Raw genomic sequence first — 16,607 nt, forward strand, 5'->3', positions numbered from 1 at the left:
TACTGAGTGTGAATGGTGTCGACTTTGTTAATGATAATACCCAAGCCGGTGTCGACCTGCTGAATCGTGCGCTTTTCCCGTCAGCTACCGGCCAGAGCTTTGAATTTGTGTTTGAATCGGCCGCTGGTGCACGCAAGACCGTGACCATGACGTCGGCTAATGTGGCTTCTTCACCGGTGCAGAATGTCAGAGTTCTGGACACCTTTGCCGGGAAGGTGGGGTACGTGCAATTTAATAGCCATATTGCGCTGGCTCAGCAGCAATTGATTAATGCGGTTAATCAGTTTGCGGACGCCAATATTAATGAACTGGTCATCGATTTACGCTACAACGGTGGTGGCTTATTAGCCTTAGCATCCCAGCTTGGTTATATGGTAACGGGCCCGAATATTATTCAGAACGGTTTCTTTGAACGGACTATCTTTAACGATAAACACCCAAATACCAATCCTGTTACCGGGCAGCCATTATCTCCGGTGCCGTTTTATTCAAAAGTGATTGATTATGAAGCAGGACGTTTGACTAATACTGACCTGCCAACATTAAATTTAAGTCGGGTTTTTATCTTAAGCACCGGTAATACCTGCTCTGCCAGTGAAGCCTTTATCAATGCACTGCGCGGTATTGATGTTGAGGTAATCCTGATTGGCGCTCAAACTTGTGGAAAGCCTTACGGCTTTTATCCGACCGACAACTGTGGCACGACCTACTTCACCATTCAGTTTACTGGCGTCAATGCTAAAGGTTTTGGTGAATATGCCGATGGCTTTATCCCGAAAACAAATCCGGTATTCCAGGCCGATGTTAAAGGTTGCCCACTGGCGGATGACTTTAGCAAGCAGCTGGGCGACCCTGCCGAGCGATTGCTGGGCGCTGCAGTATACTACGCCCAGAATGGTCGGTGCCCGCTGATTGAAGCTGGTAGTGCTGGCTTTGGTAGCCTGCAAATTTCTGAGAGTAGAGCACGGCTTGACGATGAAGCCGCAGGCAAAATGCGCTTATTAGACCCACGCTATCAGGATATTTTGTTTAATAATAAGCTGATGACTGAACTGCAGCCGGCGGAGGGTAACCCGTGAAAGCGATAACCATCTTGACCTTGGGCAGTATGCTGATACTGACGGGCTGTCAAAGTGGTTCAGCGGCAGAGCCTGCTGTATTAGTGGCTGGCGGAGCAGAGGTTCGCCAGCAACTGAACGATTTTATTACCGGGATTGTCGGTGGCAACACTGTAACATTGGCTGACGATGTACTGATGCACAGTGCCGAACTCTTTATCGAGCAACGGATGCCGATGGATAGTCAAGGCAGGCCGCTCGATGGGCGGCATAGTTTGCCATCCTACCGTTTTGTACTGGTTAAAGTCGGGGACAGTTGTATTTTACAGCATCCTGGCTCAGGCAAGAGTATTCGCCTTAACGGCGCCCGTTGCCAGCTGGCGCCCCGTTAAAGTCATTAACGCGGCGAATTTGATGTTCAGGCCAGCTCGCTGGCCTGAACTTTTTTTGTGCAATCTGCCGCTTTCACTTGTTATTTCACGGCTGACTCCTTAAAATACGCGACCTTCGGCCATACACTCAACGTTCCTTGCCTTTATAAGAACCCGGCCGAGTTCTTCCGAGGCTTACTAACCGTAAGGAGCTACAATGCGTCATTACGAAATCGTTTTTATGGTTCACCCTGATCAGAGTGAACAAGTGCCTGGTATGATCGAGCGTTACACTGGCGCGATCAAAGAAGCGGGCGGTGCTATCCACCGTTTAGAAGATTGGGGTCGTCGTCAACTGGCTTACCCAATTCAAAAACTGCACAAAGCACACTATGTGCTGATGAACGTGGAAGCACCACAAAGCGTGATCGATGAGCTGGAAACTAACTTCCGCTACAACGATGCGGTATTACGTAACCTGATTATGCGCACTAACGGTGCCATCGTTGAGCCATCACCAATGGCTAAGGTACGTGAAGAGCGTCGTGAGCGTGCTCCTCGTGAAACTGAAGAGCAAGTAGCAAACGACGAGTAAGTTGGAGATGGACAATTACTTTGTGCTAAGTGGCGCCCTTTGCCGGCACCCTGAGCGCAGTGAGAGTCCGGCGGGGATCCCGCACACTGTGTTAACCCTGGAACATCGCAGCATGCAACAGGAGGCTGGCTTAAATCGTCAGGCTTATGTGCGGATGCAGGTGGTTCTAAGCGGCACAGTGTTACAACAACACGCTCAGCATCTGACGTTGGGCAGCACGGTTAGGGTGAGTGGTTTTTTAAACCGGCACCAAAGCCGCAGTGGTCAGGCAAAACTGGTCCTGCATGCGCAACAGATTGAACAATTAAGTTAGGAGACAGACAAATGTCACGTTTTTTCCGTCGCCGTAAGTTCTGCCGTTTTTCTGCAGAAGGCACTGTAGAGATTGATTACAAAGACACCGCCGTTCTGAAGAACTATGTTACAGAAAGTGGCAAGATCGTACCAAGCCGTATTACTGGCACCAGCGCTAAATACCAGCGTCAGTTAGCCCGCGCCATCAAACGCGCCCGTTACCTGGCCCTGTTACCATACAGCGACTCACACAGCTAATACAGAGGGGTATAGGCAATGCAAATTATTCTGTTAGACAAAGTCGCAAACCTGGGTGGTTTAGGTGACAATGTAACTGTTAAGTCTGGTTATGCCCGTAACTTCTTATTCCCTCAGGGTAAAGCAGTTCCGGCTACTAAGGCTAACATCGAGAAATTCGAAGCCCGTCGCGCTGAATTAGAAGCCAAACTGGCTGCTGGTTTAGCTGCTGCTAACGACCGTGCTGCCAAGGTAGCTGAACTGGCCCAGGTGACTATCGCTTCTAAAGCGGGTGACGAGGGTAAACTGTTCGGTTCTGTTGGTACCCGTGATATCGCTGATGCGATCACTGAAGCCGGCGTTGCCGTAACTAAAGCGGAAGTGAAGTTACCAAATGGTACTTTACGTGAAACTGGCGAGTTCGACATCGACCTGCAGTTACACGCTGAAGTGATTGCCACTATCAAAGTAATCATTATCGCTGAAGCCTAATTGGCTAAGACGCACTGCCGCCTGGCAGTGCGTTTTCTCTGTTCTGTTATCCCCTCTGCTTTTTCTGTCATTTTTTCTGTTAAATCCAAAGCCATTCAACTGTCAGTCAGCCAATCACAGGTAAAATTTTCAAAGCTTTAATTGGCATTGGCGCAGTCGCAGGTTAGCATGATGCCATCAGCAAGTTTTTTCCTGTGGTAGTACAACGTGGCACAACAAAGTGTAAAAGATAAGCAGGTTGCAGCAGTAAAGATGCCACCGCATTCGATTGAAGCGGAGCAATCAGTGCTGGGCGGCCTGATGCTGGATAATGAAGCCTGGGATCGGGTTTCCGAAAAGGTGGTAGAGCATGATTTTTATCTGCGCTCACACCGGCTGATTTTTAATGCGATGGCGCGCCTGGCTGAGGGCAACCAGCCAATTGACCTGATCACCGTTTCGGAAGCACTGGAAGCCAACCAACAGTTAGACGATATTGGTGGCTTTGCTTATTTGGGTGAAATTGCCAAAAACACCCCCAGTGCCGCCAATATTCTGGCCTATGCCGATATCGTCCGCGAACGCGCGGTAGTGCGGGATATGATTGGTGTTGCCCATGATATCGCTGACGCCGGTTACGATACTCAGGGCCGCACTGCGGCTGAGCTGTTGGACTTTGCCGAAACCAAAGTCTTTAAAATTGCCGAGCAGCGTGCCAAAGCCAATGAGGGGCCTGAGCCCATCAACAGCATCCTCGCCAAAACCATTGATAAAATTGATGCGCTGTACCGCTCACCGCAAAATGGTATAACCGGGGTATCGACCGGCTATGTCGATCTGGACAAGATGACCAATGGTTTGCAGCCGTCGGATCTGATTATTGTCGCGGCGCGACCATCGATGGGTAAAACAACCTTTGCCATGAACCTGTGCGAACATGCGGCTATTACCAGCGATAAACCAGTACTTATTTTCAGCTTAGAGATGCCGTCAGACCAGATTATGATGCGGATGCTGGCCTCTTTGGGCCGGATTAACCAGACCAAGGTGCGCACCGGCCAGCTGGAAGACGAAGATTGGGCGCGCTTGTCATCGGCGATAGAGCTGCTGAACAGCAAAGGCAAAATGTATATCGATGATGCCTCAGGTTTAACCCCTACCGAAGTGCGCTCCAGAGCGCGGCGGATTGCCCGCGAGCATGGTGGCTTAAGTATGATTATGGTCGACTATCTGCAGCTGATGACGGTACCGGGGATGAGCGAAAACCGTACCCTGGAGATTGCTGAAATTTCCCGCTCATTAAAAGCCCTGGCAAAGGAATTAAAGGTGCCGGTGGTGGCGCTGTCACAGCTTAACCGTTCACTGGAGCAGCGCGCCGATAAGCGGCCGGTTAACTCGGACTTGCGGGAATCGGGTTCGATCGAACAGGATGCGGATTTGATTATGTTTATCTACCGTGATGAGGTCTATCACGAAGACAGCGCCGATAAAGGCACCGCCGAAATTATTATTGGTAAGCAGCGGAATGGCCCGATAGGCCGGGTGCGGTTAACGTTTCATGGTCATTTTTCGCGCTTTGACAATTATGCCGGCAGTGCCCGTTTTGAGGATGAGTATTAATGAGTCGACGGCCGGTCGCGCAAATCAATTTACAGGCACTGCAGCATAATTTAAGCCGGGTTCGGCAACTGGCGCCACAGAGTCAGCTATTGGCAGTACTGAAAGCCAATGCTTATGGTCATGGCCTGGTTAAAGTGGCGCAGACGCTGAGTGATGCTGATGCCTTTGCCGTGGCGCGGATTGATGAAGCTCTGGCGCTGCGCACTGGTGGTATTGTCAAACCGATAGTGCTGCTCGAGGGCTTTTACGAAGCGGCCGAGTTACCCCTGTTACTGGCTAACAATTTGCAAACCGTGGTACATAACGAATTGCAGTTACAGGCGTTGGAACAAACTGTGCTGGATGGCCAGCTAAAGGTTTGGCTGAAGATTGATAGCGGCATGCACCGGTTGGGGATCGAGCCGGCGCAGTTTGACGATTTTTACCGCCGGCTGTGGCAATGCAGTGCGGTATTACCGGGGATCCGGCTGATGAGTCATTTTTGCTGTGCCGATGAACCTGACTCAGACCGCACCTTACAGCAACTGGCAGTCTTTGCTGACTTAACGGCTGGTAAGGCAGAGCAGCGCAGTTTAGCTAACTCCGCTGCAATCCTGGCGTTTCCACAGAGCCACGCCGAATGGGTCAGACCCGGGTTGATGCTGCATGGTATTTCACCTTTCGCCGGGAAAATTGGCAGCGAGCATCAACTGCAACCGGTGATGCGACTGAGTAGCCGCCTGATAGCTCTGCGTCAGGTGCGTGCCGGTGAACGGGTTGGCTATGGCGGGCATTGGCAGGCCAGTTGTGATACCACGCTAGGCGTTATAGCGGTAGGTTATGGTGATGGTTATCCGCGCCACGCGATAAATGGCACACCGGTTTGGTTGAACGGGCGGGAAGTACCGCTGGCCGGCCGGGTGTCGATGGATATGATTACTGTGGATTTGGGGCCGAATGCTTTGGATCAACTTGGCGACGAAGCCGTATTGTGGGGGCCTGAACTGGCCATTGAGCGGGTGGCAGCCTGTGCGGCTACCATACCTTATGAGCTACTATGTAATATTACGCCACGTGTTGATTATCAGTACTGCTGAGCGCTAACACGCCGCGTTCAGCGGTTACTTATCAAAACTGACTTCAATATGGACTTTGCCAAAGTCTGAGTTAAACGGCATCAGAATGGTTGGGCCGTCACACTTGTGGGTAATAGTATGATTTTTACCCGATACCACGATCGGGGTAGCCATCGAAAATTCATAGCCTTTTTCACCCAGAATGCGCTTGGCACCGCCGGTGACCATATTGGTAATTTCACCCACCATATCGGTTACATCGGCATTAATGCCTGCCGGTTTTTCACCCAGCATCCGGAACATAATTTCAATCGCCAGACTCTCATCGAAACTCACAGAAAATGACCCTTTCATGGTCGGGCCGACCATACCAATCAGACCTGAGACATCACCCTGCGCGACTTCATCTTTTTTAACCCGTGGCTGGCCCGGCACAATTTTGGTATTGGCCATGGTCGAAAGTACATTGACGAGTGAGGAAAGAAAAGGGTTTATATATTCAACATTCATTTAAAATGCCTACGAGTTGAGGATTCGAGATAATGGCAACAAAATTAAGCCTAGAAGTTTTTTCTTTATTATACAAGAGTGCAGCTAATGTTTTGCGGTTAATTTCCATGGCACTGCCGACAAATCCCCCGCGCCTCTATCGTTTTCCGGTGAATATGAAAACCCAGTGCCGAGGCCAGTTTGCTAAATTCTGCGTCTAAAGTGGCCGAATGCAGTTCGGTCACGTTGCCACATTTCTCACATATCAACAGCTGCGCCGGGTGATGCTTGTCGAAATGCTGGCACAACATAAAGGCATTACTTGACTCAATCTTATGAATAAAGCCCTGCTCAGTCAGAAACTCCAGCGCCCGGTAGATCGTTGCCGGTTTGGCAGCGGGTTCAGTTTGTTTCAATTGTTCCAGTAATTCATAGGCACCCTGGCCGCCATGATTTTCTGCCATCAGGCGGAAAACTTTCTCCCGAATACTGGTAAAGCGGGCGCCATTTTGCTCGCAGATGGCTCTGGCTTTTGATACTAAACTCTCAGTAGACATGCTTGCCCTCCCATACTTAGCCGCAGTGTACCATATTGTTAGTCTGAAACCAGTGACTGTAAGAAGCCGCACATTCAAGCCGAAAATCGGGTATAATTTTGCGTTTTTTAAACCCGGGGCAAAGTGTGATATGCCAAAACTGCCTGCTAAAGCCGCGTCACTGGTCATGCCATTGTTACTCTCAGTGCTGATGACGCTGATCGTATCCTTGGTCAGCACCCTGAAAAGTCTTGGGTTGGAGGCTTTTACACTGCAAGGGTGGCTATCAACCTGGGGCCTATCCTGGCTGATTGCTTTTCCGACCTTGCTACTGGTGTTGCCACTGGTGAAAAAATTAACGGCTTATCTGGTTCATGCCGGGTCCTGATTTCTGTCTGAATGGTTTGCTAACTTGAATAACGCTATCTTGCCACAAAAATTTTCCGTTGCTCCGATGCTGGATTGGACCGATCGGCATTGCCGCTATTTTCATCGTCTGATGAGCAAGCATGCGGTGCTATATACCGAGATGGTCACAACCGGCGCCATTATCCATGGTAAAGGCGATTATCTTGGTTTTAATCCGCAAGAGCAGCCGGTAGTACTGCAGCTGGGTGGTTCCGAACCGGCTGAGCTGGCGCATTGTGCCAAGCTGGCTGAGCAGCGTGGTTATGCTGCAATAAACTTAAATGTCGGTTGCCCATCAGATCGGGTGCAGAACGGTATGTTTGGCGCTTGCCTGATGGCCAGGCCGCAACTGGTTGCCGATAGTGTTAAGGCGATGCAGGATGCCGTCAGTATTCCGGTCAGTGTGAAAACCCGCATCGGTATTGACGATTCTGACGAGTATCAGTTTTTACAGGATTTTGTCGCCACTGTCGCGGCAGCAGGATGTCGGCAATTTGTGATCCATGCCCGCAAGGCCTGGTTAAAAGGTTTAAGTCCGAAAGAAAACCGCGAGATCCCGCCGCTGAACTACCCAAGGGTTTATCAGTTAAAGCAGGATTTCCCGACACTGGACATCAGTATCAATGGTGGAATCAAAACCCTGGCTGAGGCTGAGCAGCAGCTGCAATATTTGGATGGCGTGATGATCGGCCGAGAGGCCTACACCAACCCTTATCTACTGAGCCAGGTCGATGCCGTACTATATCAGGATGTCTGGTCGGTACCGGGGCAGCATCAACTGGTACGGTTGATGGTGCCCTACATTGAACAACAAATGCAGCAAGGGGCGCGTTTTTGGCATATTGCCCGTCATATGTTAGGGCTGTTTCAGGGGCAGCCGGGTGCCCGGCAGTGGCGTCGCTTACTGAGTGAGCAAGGACATCTAGCTGATGCCAAACCAGAGTTGCTGTTACAGGCGCTAGCACTGGTGCCTGAATCGCCAGACACTACGGCTAATTAACTGACTGTCTATATAAAAACCAAAAATAGCAAAATTGACTATTTTTTGGTTTTTTAACTTTCCCGCACTTACAGCCTTCTTTGTTGATCTCTGCATTAATCATTATAAAACAAATGGTTATGTGGCTTTTCGGCTTTGGCATGCCCCTTGAATTCAGTATCGCAGCAGTACCGAACCACTGAACTGAATTTGCAGGAGCAACCAAATGCGTACTTTAACTACTCTTCTTTTTACTAGTGTTGTTAGTTTAACCAGCACCCAACTATTAGCCGATCCAGCTGAATCGCTGCGTGCAGCTATGACAATACAACAACAGCAGTTACAGCAACAACTGGCGCTGGATGTGCGGCAACAAAGCCAATATTCGATCGAGAGTACCATCACGCAGATGCCACTTGTGTTACAGCAACCAGGCGAAATGCCGCAGCTGGCACAACAGGTCGCTGAGAAAGCGGCCGTAACAATGGTGGCAGAGTAAATGTTGGCCTTCGCTGAGCAGACTTTACTGCTGATCTATTTGCTGCCGGTATTGGGCTTGGTGCTTGGCGCTATGCCAGCGGTCGTGGTTTGGCAGGCTTATAAAAAAGGCTGGGCCTGGCGGGGCAGGAGCCTGACCCGGCCAAGATTATCACCGGCTTATCGCTGCCGTGACAGTGGTTTTGGTGTAAGATAGTGTTGTCCGCGGCTGCATCGGGTTTAGACGATGCATAATGGCTGGCTGCGGATAGCGCAGGACGACAGGATGCAGTGACGCCCTGTCACGACTATGCCAAACCATTAGGACATGATATGAATAAAACCTCTACTCTGTCAGCCGTTGTAGCCGGGATCTTACTGGTGCTGTGGTTATTTAGTTGGTGGGTAAGTCGCGAGCCCGCCTTACTGATAGAAGAAGTGCAGCAAGGGTTACATCTGGATGATGGCAGCCGGGTTGTCGGCTACAACACTACGACTGCCTTGATCCGCGTTACGGAAACCTTATTGCAAAAGCGCGGCGGCTATATGTCAAATGATATTCTGCCACCCTTTAGCTTACTGGATAATATGCCGGCCTGGGAATTTGGCGTGCTGGAAATGTCACGTGATCTGGCACTGGCGTTTCGCAAAGACTTTAGCCGCTCTCAGTCGCAATCAGCGGAAAATGCCTTTTTACGGATTGCTCAACCGCAACTGAATATTGATCATCGCAGTTGGGTATTACCGAGCGCCGAATCTGAATATCGTAAGGCGATTGCTCAGCTTTATTTGTATCGCAGCGCCTTGGTCGATCCAAAACAAACGGACAGCCAGTTCTATGCCCGGGCAGACAATCTGCGTGACTGGCTGAAGAATGTCGAAAAGCGTTTGGGTAGCTATTCACAGCGTCTCAGTGCCAGTGTGGGGCAGGAGCGTTTTAATACCGATCTCGCTGGCGACATCGCTGCTCGTCAGTCGACGGAAACACCGGACCGCCGCTTTGTAAAAACCAGCTGGTGGAAACTGGATGATGAATTTTATGAAGCGCGCGGTGCAACCTGGGCATTGCTGCACTTTCTGAAGGCGGTGGAAGTTGATTTTGCGGAAGTGCTGCAGCGTCGTAATGCGATGGTGAGCCTACAGCAAATCATTCGTGAGCTGGAAGCCGCTCAGCAGCCTATTCACAGCCCGATGGTATTAAACGGCAGTGGCTTCGGTATTCTGGCCAATCATAGTCTGGTGATGGCAAATTATATCTCCCGCGCCAATGCGGCGCTGATTGATTTATCTGAATTATTAAAGCAAGGGTAGTTGATGAAGTTAGCCAAGTTGGTGTTATGCACAGGGCTGATCTCTGGTGCCTGGCAGGTACAGGCGGATTCTATACTGGGTGTTTATGCGGGTATCGAAACTTGGCGAAGCGAGGCAGAGGGCGGCTTCGCGAACGAGCCAAACCTGCAACACTTTCAGTTTTCAGCCAGCCGTCAACACAACTACTATGTTGCGCTGGAGCATGCCATCCCAGTGTTGCCGAATATACGCGTACAGCAGCAAAAGTTGCAGACATTAGGCAAGACTGAACTTGAGCGCGATATGCTGTTTGCTGGCACAGACTTTTCGTCTGGCACTGCTGTTTTGGCTCGGCTAGATTGGAGGTTTACCGATTATGTGTTGTATTACGAAGTTTTGGACAATGCTTTAATTTCTGTTGATCTTGGTATTGCCGCAAAGCACTTGCAAGGCGAGGTGCAGCTTACTGCGGAGAGCCTGGTTAGCCAACAGCGTATCAAGCAATGGCTGCCGATGCTTTACCTGAATGGAAAAGTGGATCTGGTTGCAACCGGGTATGATCTCTTTTTCATCGCTCAGGGCGCGCCTTGGCGAGGAGATCACTTTTATGATTTTCAGGCCGGTGTTGGCTATCAGGTATTCGACAATTTATTGATTGATTTGCGACTATCCTTAGGTTACAGGCGGGTTGAGTTCGCATTGCAAGATGTCGACGATCTCTTTGCTGAAACCACGTTTAGCGGTTTCTTTGTCGGCGTCGATTTGCATTTTTAACATCTGAACGGCATTTCAGGACTGATACTTGAGCCTATTACACTTTAATCATATAGTAGGCTCCTGTTTTTTGTGCAATGAGCGCAATCTTGAAGTCTTTTTATCAATATTTGCTGTCGCTTTACCTGTTTTGCAGTTTGCTGATAGCCGCAGCAAGCTGGGTCTGGCAGCGACAAGATGAACAACAACGTTTACAGCTGCAGCTGCAACAATATGCGCAAATTATTGAGCTGAGTCTGAGACCCAATCTTGGACAGATTTCCGCTGAGCAGCTGACTCAGCGCTTGGCAGAATTACAATTTGACGCCACTTTTCCGATTGCAGCCTTGGCCATCTATCAAAATGATGGTTTACCATTAGCTGTGGTTGGTGATATCGCTCGGTTGCCACAGCGAGTGTTGCCTAACTTAAATTCGCAATTTAGTTTACTGGCAGACGAATACTATTGGTATGCACAGCAAATAATCAGGACACAAACTCTGCCTTTCGAGCAATTTGGTACCGCAACACAAACTGAAGCTGTACTCGTTATCTTGCCTGAACCCTTGGGTATAGGTTGGCGTGAGCTGTGGCCGATGGTGTTGGCTTGGTTACTGCTCACTGTGATTGTGCTTACCAACGCAGTTTTTTTTAATCGACGTGGACATCAGCTAAGGCAGGCGATCGATTCGCTACAACGGGAACATGACCAAGCTGATATTGGCGCCTCAGTCGCTAAGTCGGGCTTGCCTGAGTTACAACCCATCAAACAGCTTCTTGCAGAGCAGCACCAGCAGCGAGTGTCGTTAGAGCAACAACTTGATTCTACTCGAATGCAACAGCAGCAGCTGACAAAAGCGCTGGAAAATACCCGCCAAGAATGGCAAAACACTGTCACAGCGCAGTTGTCATTGCGGCAATGTGTTAACCGTTGGCTCCATCAATGGCAATTATTAGACCTCAGACGTGAGCAACTACCAGAACCTTTATTTAACGTATTAAAGCAGCTACAACACAATTATGGGTTGCTCCAATTTGGTGATTTCCAGTGCACGCCAGTTGTTACATCACTGCCGATGTGGCTGGCTGAACAGACAGACAAGCTGGCTGCTCTATTGCCAGCAGACAGTAGTTTAGATTGGTTAGAGTATCCGGAGCTAAATCAATACCAGGTAACTTTAGATCAGCATTCGCTGTTATTAGCGATGCAAGCGATGTTAGCCCTATCAATGCGCTCTGAAACCATGAAACGATTGCAGTTTCGCATTGGGATCGACTTGCCAGACTCTCCACGATTAACAATGCAACTTCGTTGTGATGGGAACGGTTTACCGCCTCATGTATTACAGCATCTTAAAAGCTCTCACTCTTCAGAATTACAGTGGCGGGACGCCGATATTGCCGTATTGCAACTGTTGCAGCAAAGGCAAGGCGCTGAGTTAAGAATTGAATCATTGGAAGGACTCGGGGTTAGTATCAGTTTTAGTTTGCCCATAGCTTGCCATACCAATGCCGATGCGAGTTTATTGGGACCACTATTACTGTTTGACGCGGATCCGGAGCGACTGAGAGAGCGTTTGCATCTACTTAGCAGCTGTACGGTACAGATCATTGGCTGCAGTGATCTCAATGAATTACAACAACGCTTGGCTGAGCAAGCTTATAGTTTGCTGATAATAATGTTGCCAGGACAAGCTCCGAGCCAGCAGTGGCAGCAATTTTTACAGCATTGCACCCTACCAATGCTGGCATTTGCTGCGCCGTTAAACTTTCGGCAATGGCGCCAGCTGTTGCCTTGTTATTCGAGTAGTTTGTTTTGTCTGCAGTTTATTAAACAACGGCTATCCGGAGTTATGAGCCCAAGTAGCAAAAAGTTATTGGTGGTAGATGATAATCAGACAAATCAAGCATTTATAAATATACTCCTGCAGGGCAAAGCGGTAACGGTTTGTGCGGTAGAAACGGCTGCTGCGGCGCTCTGGCAATGTAAGCAAGAAAAGTTTGACATGGTATTACTTGATATCCAATTACCGGATTTATCCGGAACTGAGGTTGCCCGGCAGCTACGCCAGCTAGAAGACTATCAGAGTATCCCTATTTTAGCTTTTACCGCCCATGCACTGCCCTCGGAGCAGGCTGAATTTAAAGCAGCGGGGATGGATGATATTTTACTTAAACCCTTGGACCCATGTAAGTTTGACAAGCTACTGGCGACTTATCGATTGTTTTAAATAGGCTCGCTGGATTAAATTTACTTAATGCAGGATTTCTTTTTTTGTTGAGATGCAGGTATATTTAGTTACAACGTGAAGAAAGGCTCAGTCCATGACACCACACGAAACAGATGAAGGATTTCTGTTTTTAGCAGATGATGACGCTAATTTGCCAATCAAGCCGTCGATAACTGGCGCTTGGAAACTGCTGATTGTCGATGATGATCAGGAAATCCATACGGTAACTAAACTCGCACTCAACGATCTTATCGTCTTGGGGAAGCGGCTAGATTTTTACCATGCTTATTCTGGTAAAGAAGCCATCAGTTTCTTGTCTGAACATCAAGACACAGCCCTGGTGCTACTTGATGTCGTGATGGAAACAGACAGTGCTGGTTTAACAGTTGTTAAGCAGATTCGTGACGACTTGCAGTTAGATGAGATTCGTATCGTACTCAGAACGGGACAGCCGGGATACGCCCCAGAAGAGAGTGTCATTAAAGATTACGATATAAACGACTACAAAACGAAGACCGAGTTAACCCGTAACAAGTTAGTCACCACTATTATCGCGTCTATCCGTTCCTACCAACAGATAAAAACTATCAACCAGAATCGTCGCGGTTTGCAAAAAATTATAAAAGCGGGCGCAAACCTGCTTGAGCAACATTCCTTACATGAATTCTCTGAGGGAGTGGTCACTCAGATATCGTCGCTAATAGGGTTACACGCTGAAGGCGTTCTCTGTGCACAAATTGAAGATGATGGCACAGCGAGTGATCGGATCTATGTGTTGGGAGCCGCTGGTCACTATGCACCCTTTATCAAATGTCAGCTAGATCGTTTAGACAACCGACGTATTGTTGATCAAATCAATCTGTGTTTGAAAACAAGGCAGCACCTGTTTTCAGACCAAGATACGGTGCTTTACTTAGGTAATGATAAACTAAACGCAGCCGTGTTTATTGAAACTAACCGACCTATTGATGAAGCCGATAAGCAACTAATAGAGGTTTTTCTTAGCAATATCTCGGTAGGCTACGAGAATGTCGCGTTATTTCAACAATTAAAACATGCCGCCTATATCGATCCGCTGACTAAGACGCCAAACCGCAACGAATTTATTCAGATTTTACAGGATACCCGCCGCTTTGAACCTGAGCATATGGTGGCGGTACTGGTTGATATTGACCACTTTTCCGATGTTAACGATGGTCTGGGGCAGGATGTCGGCAATGAACTGCTGATTGCGATTACGCTGCGCTTAATCGAACATTTTGGTATCAGTTCGCAGTTAGGCCGTATTGGTGCCGACGTCTTTGCGTTGGTGGGGCCGGAAGATGAGTTAACGCCAGAGCGTTTGACCGCTGTTTTCGCGCAACCATTTCAGGCATCGGAACATAGCCTGCAAATGAATGCGACCTTTGGCATCTGCCGGCTGCGCGAGGCTGCAGAGCAGGGCATGGTGATTATGAAGCAGGTGTATATTGCGCTGAATAAAGCCAAAAAAACCCTGGGCGTACACCATCAGTATTATGAACCGGCGATGGAAGAAGAGGTGACAGAGCGGCTGACGATGCTCAGAATGCTGCGCGCCGATTTTGCACTGGACAAACTGGAACTCTGGTTTCAACCACAGCTGTGTCTGAAGAGCCAGGCCGTGGTTGGGATGGAGGCTTTATTACGTTGGCCACATCAACCCGGGCGCTATATCTCGCCGGCGATCTTTATTCCGTTGGCAGAGTACTCAGGCCTGATTGTCGATATTGGGCAATGGGTTTTAGAGCAGGCCTGTAAGCAACTACAGCAATTAGCGGCAGCCAACTGTGGCAGTCTGCGAATTGCGGTAAATGTGTCGATGCCACAATTCCGTTCGCCACATTTTGTGCCCTCCGTTATCGACACGGTTAAACGCTATCAGGTTAATCCGCAGTTACTGGAGCTGGAGATCACCGAGTCAGTGGTGATGGACGAGCCGAAAATCGTGATTGATGCACTGCAGCAGCTAAAGAGCTTTGGTATTAAGGTGGCGATCGACGACTTTGGTATTGGTTTCTCATCGTTGAGCTATTTACAGCAACTGCCGCTGGATCGGATCAAGGTAGACCGTGCCTTTGTCAGCACGGTAACGAACGAGGGTGGCGGACTGATTGCTGAGACCATTATCAGTTTAGGTAAACGTATCGGTCTGTCCACTATTGCCGAGGGTGTTGAAACCAAGGAGCAGTTGCAGGCCGTGATGGCGATGGGCTGCGAAGAAGTACAGGGGTATTTGTTTGCCAAACCAATGCCTGCTGCCGATTTAATGCAGTATTTACTGGCGTATCAGGATGGCAAGTTAAAGCCCTAATGTTAACGCCAATAAAAAAACCGGAGGGCGCTCCGGTTTTTTTATTGGCAACAGCGGCTGCTGGCTTATTTCTTGGCGCGCTCGAAAGAGGTCATAATTTCAGCTTTCGCGGCGGCGGCATCGGCCCAACCAGTAACTTTAACCCACTTACCTGGCTCCAGCTCTTTGTAACGCTCAAAGAAATGCTGGATTTGCTTTTTCAGCAGCTCAGGCACATCGTTGATATCCTGGATATGGTCATACAGTTTGGTCAGCTTGCTAACAGGTACGGCAATAACCTTGGCATCCTGACCAGACTCATCTTCCATATTCAGTACGCCAACCGGGCGACATTTAATCACGGCGCCTGGTACCAGTGGGTAAGGCGTTGGTACCAGTACGTCAACCGGGTCACCATCCAAAGACAAAGTCTGGTTCACAAAGCCGTAGTTGCACGGATAGAACATAGGGGTGGCCATAAAGCGGTCTACCCAGACGGTACCGGTGTCTTTATCCACTTCGTATTTGATTGGATCGGCATTGGCCGGAATTTCAATAATTACGTTAATTTCATCCGGCAGATTTTTGCCAGCTGCTACATCGCTTAAGCTCATCGCTTGGTCCTCTGATTAATTGCTGGCCGCCATTATAATGACGACCGTAAAAATGGCTATTGATAATTAGTCTGATATTACCGGAGCAGTGCGATTTCTGTGGTAATTGACACAGGTTTCCACTTCGTGTTTCGACCCTAAAATCACTGCCACCCGCTGATGGATATCAGTCGGAATAATTTCCATAATGCGTTGATAACCGGTGGAGCTGGCGCCGCCAGCCTGTTCTACCAGAAAGCTCATCGGATTAGCTTCATACATCAGGCGCAATTTATCCGGCTTACTTGGATCTTTCAGATCGCGGGGATAGGCAAAGATGCCACCACGACAGAGTACCCGGTGCACATCGCCTACCATAGCGGCAATCCAGCGCATATTGTAGTTTTTTCCGCGTATCCCTTCTTTACCTTTCAGTAAATCGGCAATGTAATTTTTCATTGGCGCTTCCCAGAATCGCTGGTTCGACATATTGATGGCAAACTCAGCGGTATATTTCGGAATAGTAGCCTGCTCTTCGGTTAACAGGAAGCCGCCATAGGTTTTATCCAGGGTGTACAGGCGGGTGCCTTTGCCAGTGGTCAGCGCCAGCATCGTTGATGGGCCATACAACACATAGCCTGCTGCAACTTGAGCGGAGCCTGGTTGTAAAAACTGGCTGGCATCACTGGCGTCCTTGTGTGGATCGGCGGGTAAAATCGAGAAAATAGTGCCGATCAGGCTATTGATATCGGTATTGGAGGACCCATCTAAAGGGTCAAAGGTTACCAGATAGCGGCCACGCGGATTACCCGGTACGATATCATCCTCTTCTTCTGAGC

The 16,607-nt window shown here is 49.0% G+C and carries 20 protein-coding genes; 16 read left to right on the forward strand and 4 right to left on the reverse strand.

All coding sequences use genetic code 11. The features are described from left to right. The 8 genes from AJE_RS12870 to alr form a co-directional block, all read left to right on the forward strand. On the forward strand, positions 1-1,079 hold a 1,079-nt coding region (locus tag AJE_RS12870; RefSeq protein ID WP_039928776.1), incomplete at its 5' end, for a S41 family peptidase. Beyond that, entirely contained in the window at positions 1,076-1,450 is a 375-nt protein-coding gene (locus AJE_RS12875) for a hypothetical protein (protein WP_008951230.1), read from the forward strand. The genes AJE_RS12870 and AJE_RS12875, both read left to right, overlap by 4 nt. Before the next feature lie 196 nt (positions 1,451-1,646). Continuing rightward, positions 1,647-2,024: a 30S ribosomal protein S6 gene (gene rpsF / locus AJE_RS12880; protein WP_008607108.1), complete on the forward strand. Its 378-nt coding sequence runs from the start codon at positions 1,647-1,649 to the stop codon at positions 2,022-2,024. A gap of 7 nt (positions 2,025-2,031) precedes the next feature. After that, positions 2,032-2,337: a primosomal replication protein N gene (gene priB / locus AJE_RS12885; RefSeq protein ID WP_008607114.1), complete on the forward strand. Its 306-nt coding sequence runs from the start codon at positions 2,032-2,034 to the stop codon at positions 2,335-2,337. An 11-nt stretch (positions 2,338-2,348) separates the two neighbouring features. Next, complete coding sequence (gene rpsR, locus AJE_RS12890) at positions 2,349-2,576, forward strand: 30S ribosomal protein S18 (protein WP_008218940.1); 228 nt, start codon at positions 2,349-2,351, stop codon at positions 2,574-2,576. 18 nt (positions 2,577-2,594) lie between these two features. Continuing rightward, a complete protein-coding gene (rplI, locus tag AJE_RS12895; RefSeq protein ID WP_008607115.1) occupies positions 2,595-3,047 on the forward strand; it encodes a 50S ribosomal protein L9 in 453 nt (150 codons plus the stop codon). A 207-nt stretch (positions 3,048-3,254) separates the two neighbouring features. Beyond that, the gene (dnaB, locus tag AJE_RS12900; protein ID WP_008607116.1) at positions 3,255-4,646 is read left to right on the forward strand and encodes a replicative DNA helicase; all 1,392 of its coding nucleotides are present in this window, start codon (positions 3,255-3,257) and stop codon (positions 4,644-4,646) included. Then, positions 4,646-5,722 (forward strand): alanine racemase, encoded by a 1,077-nt coding sequence (gene alr, locus AJE_RS12905; protein WP_008951231.1) that lies wholly within the window; start codon positions 4,646-4,648, stop codon positions 5,720-5,722. The genes dnaB and alr overlap by 1 nt, the downstream gene beginning before the upstream one ends. Before the next feature lie 24 nt (positions 5,723-5,746). Here alr and AJE_RS12910 read toward each other — a convergent pair whose 3' ends face one another. Further along, positions 5,747-6,211 (reverse strand): chemotaxis protein CheX, encoded by a 465-nt coding sequence (locus tag AJE_RS12910; protein ID WP_008951232.1) that lies wholly within the window; start codon positions 6,209-6,211, stop codon positions 5,747-5,749. A 98-nt stretch (positions 6,212-6,309) separates the two neighbouring features. After that, on the reverse strand, positions 6,310-6,747 hold the full coding sequence (locus tag AJE_RS12915) for a transcriptional repressor (RefSeq protein WP_008607119.1): 438 nt from the start codon (positions 6,745-6,747) through the stop codon (positions 6,310-6,312). A 130-nt stretch (positions 6,748-6,877) separates the two neighbouring features. Here AJE_RS12915 and AJE_RS12920 point away from each other — a divergent pair, with 130 nt between their 5' ends. The 8 genes from AJE_RS12920 (at position 6,878) to AJE_RS12955 (ending at position 15,196) form a co-directional block, all read left to right on the forward strand. Beyond that, positions 6,878-7,114 (forward strand): DUF2798 domain-containing protein, encoded by a 237-nt coding sequence (locus AJE_RS12920; RefSeq protein WP_039928777.1) that lies wholly within the window; start codon positions 6,878-6,880, stop codon positions 7,112-7,114. Between the two features lie 24 nt (positions 7,115-7,138). Next, positions 7,139-8,134 carry a tRNA dihydrouridine(20/20a) synthase DusA gene (gene dusA, locus AJE_RS12925; RefSeq protein WP_008951234.1) on the forward strand — a complete coding sequence of 332 codons (996 nt, stop codon included), beginning with the start codon at positions 7,139-7,141 and terminating at the stop codon, positions 8,132-8,134. Between the two features lie 205 nt (positions 8,135-8,339). Further along, entirely contained in the window at positions 8,340-8,612 is a 273-nt protein-coding gene (locus tag AJE_RS12930) for a hypothetical protein (protein WP_008951235.1), read from the forward strand. Further along, positions 8,613-8,807, forward strand: a complete 195-nt coding sequence (locus tag AJE_RS12935) for a hypothetical protein (protein ID WP_008607123.1) — start codon at positions 8,613-8,615, stop codon at positions 8,805-8,807. 116 nt (positions 8,808-8,923) lie between these two features. Further along, positions 8,924-9,901: a DUF2333 family protein gene (locus AJE_RS12940; RefSeq protein ID WP_008607125.1), complete on the forward strand. Its 978-nt coding sequence runs from the start codon at positions 8,924-8,926 to the stop codon at positions 9,899-9,901. Between the two features lie 3 nt (positions 9,902-9,904). Then, positions 9,905-10,654: a TIGR04219 family outer membrane beta-barrel protein gene (locus AJE_RS12945; protein WP_008951236.1), complete on the forward strand. Its 750-nt coding sequence runs from the start codon at positions 9,905-9,907 to the stop codon at positions 10,652-10,654. Between the two features lie 89 nt (positions 10,655-10,743). Continuing rightward, a complete protein-coding gene (locus tag AJE_RS12950) occupies positions 10,744-12,864 on the forward strand; it encodes a response regulator (RefSeq protein WP_157999937.1) in 2,121 nt (706 codons plus the stop codon). Positions 12,865-12,958: 94 nt separating this feature from the next. Then, positions 12,959-15,196: a two-component system response regulator gene (locus AJE_RS12955; protein ID WP_008951238.1), complete on the forward strand. Its 2,238-nt coding sequence runs from the start codon at positions 12,959-12,961 to the stop codon at positions 15,194-15,196. Between the two features lie 65 nt (positions 15,197-15,261). Here the strand turns inward: AJE_RS12955 and ppa are convergent, their stop codons facing one another. Both ppa and AJE_RS12965 read right to left on the reverse strand, forming a co-directional pair. Beyond that, entirely contained in the window at positions 15,262-15,789 is a 528-nt protein-coding gene (gene ppa / locus AJE_RS12960) for an inorganic diphosphatase (RefSeq protein WP_008607132.1), read from the reverse strand. Positions 15,790-15,855: 66 nt separating this feature from the next. After that, the coding region (locus AJE_RS12965; RefSeq protein WP_008951239.1) for a class 1 fructose-bisphosphatase at positions 15,856-16,607 on the reverse strand (752 nt) is incomplete at its 5' end.

This window comes from Alishewanella jeotgali KCTC 22429 (assembly GCF_000245735.1).
GTDB classification, from domain to species: Bacteria; Pseudomonadota; Gammaproteobacteria; order Enterobacterales; family Alteromonadaceae; genus Alishewanella; species Alishewanella jeotgali.

What these genes read in the sequence shown, in the direction of transcription:
- rpsF (WP_008607108.1), top strand. Translation starts at nt 1,647, where the DNA reads ATGCGTCATTACGAAATCGTTTTTATGGTTCACCCTGATCAGAGTGAA.
- priB (WP_008607114.1), top strand. Translation starts at nt 2,032, where the DNA reads ATGGACAATTACTTTGTGCTAAGTGGCGCCCTTTGCCGGCACCCTGAG.
- rpsR (WP_008218940.1), top strand. Translation starts at nt 2,349, where the DNA reads ATGTCACGTTTTTTCCGTCGCCGTAAGTTCTGCCGTTTTTCTGCAGAA.
- rplI (WP_008607115.1), top strand. Translation starts at nt 2,595, where the DNA reads ATGCAAATTATTCTGTTAGACAAAGTCGCAAACCTGGGTGGTTTAGGT.
- alr (WP_008951231.1), top strand. Translation starts at nt 4,646, where the DNA reads ATGAGTCGACGGCCGGTCGCGCAAATCAATTTACAGGCACTGCAGCAT.
- AJE_RS12910 (WP_008951232.1), bottom strand. Translation starts at nt 6,211, where the DNA reads ATGAATGTTGAATATATAAACCCTTTTCTTTCCTCACTCGTCAATGTA.
- AJE_RS12915 (WP_008607119.1), bottom strand. Translation starts at nt 6,747, where the DNA reads ATGTCTACTGAGAGTTTAGTATCAAAAGCCAGAGCCATCTGCGAGCAA.
- AJE_RS12920 (WP_039928777.1), top strand. Translation starts at nt 6,878, where the DNA reads ATGCCAAAACTGCCTGCTAAAGCCGCGTCACTGGTCATGCCATTGTTA.
- AJE_RS12930 (WP_008951235.1), top strand. Translation starts at nt 8,340, where the DNA reads ATGCGTACTTTAACTACTCTTCTTTTTACTAGTGTTGTTAGTTTAACC.
- AJE_RS12935 (WP_008607123.1), top strand. Translation starts at nt 8,613, where the DNA reads ATGTTGGCCTTCGCTGAGCAGACTTTACTGCTGATCTATTTGCTGCCG.
- AJE_RS12940 (WP_008607125.1), top strand. Translation starts at nt 8,924, where the DNA reads ATGAATAAAACCTCTACTCTGTCAGCCGTTGTAGCCGGGATCTTACTG.
- AJE_RS12945 (WP_008951236.1), top strand. Translation starts at nt 9,905, where the DNA reads ATGAAGTTAGCCAAGTTGGTGTTATGCACAGGGCTGATCTCTGGTGCC.
- AJE_RS12955 (WP_008951238.1), top strand. Translation starts at nt 12,959, where the DNA reads ATGACACCACACGAAACAGATGAAGGATTTCTGTTTTTAGCAGATGAT.
- ppa (WP_008607132.1), bottom strand. Translation starts at nt 15,789, where the DNA reads ATGAGCTTAAGCGATGTAGCAGCTGGCAAAAATCTGCCGGATGAAATT.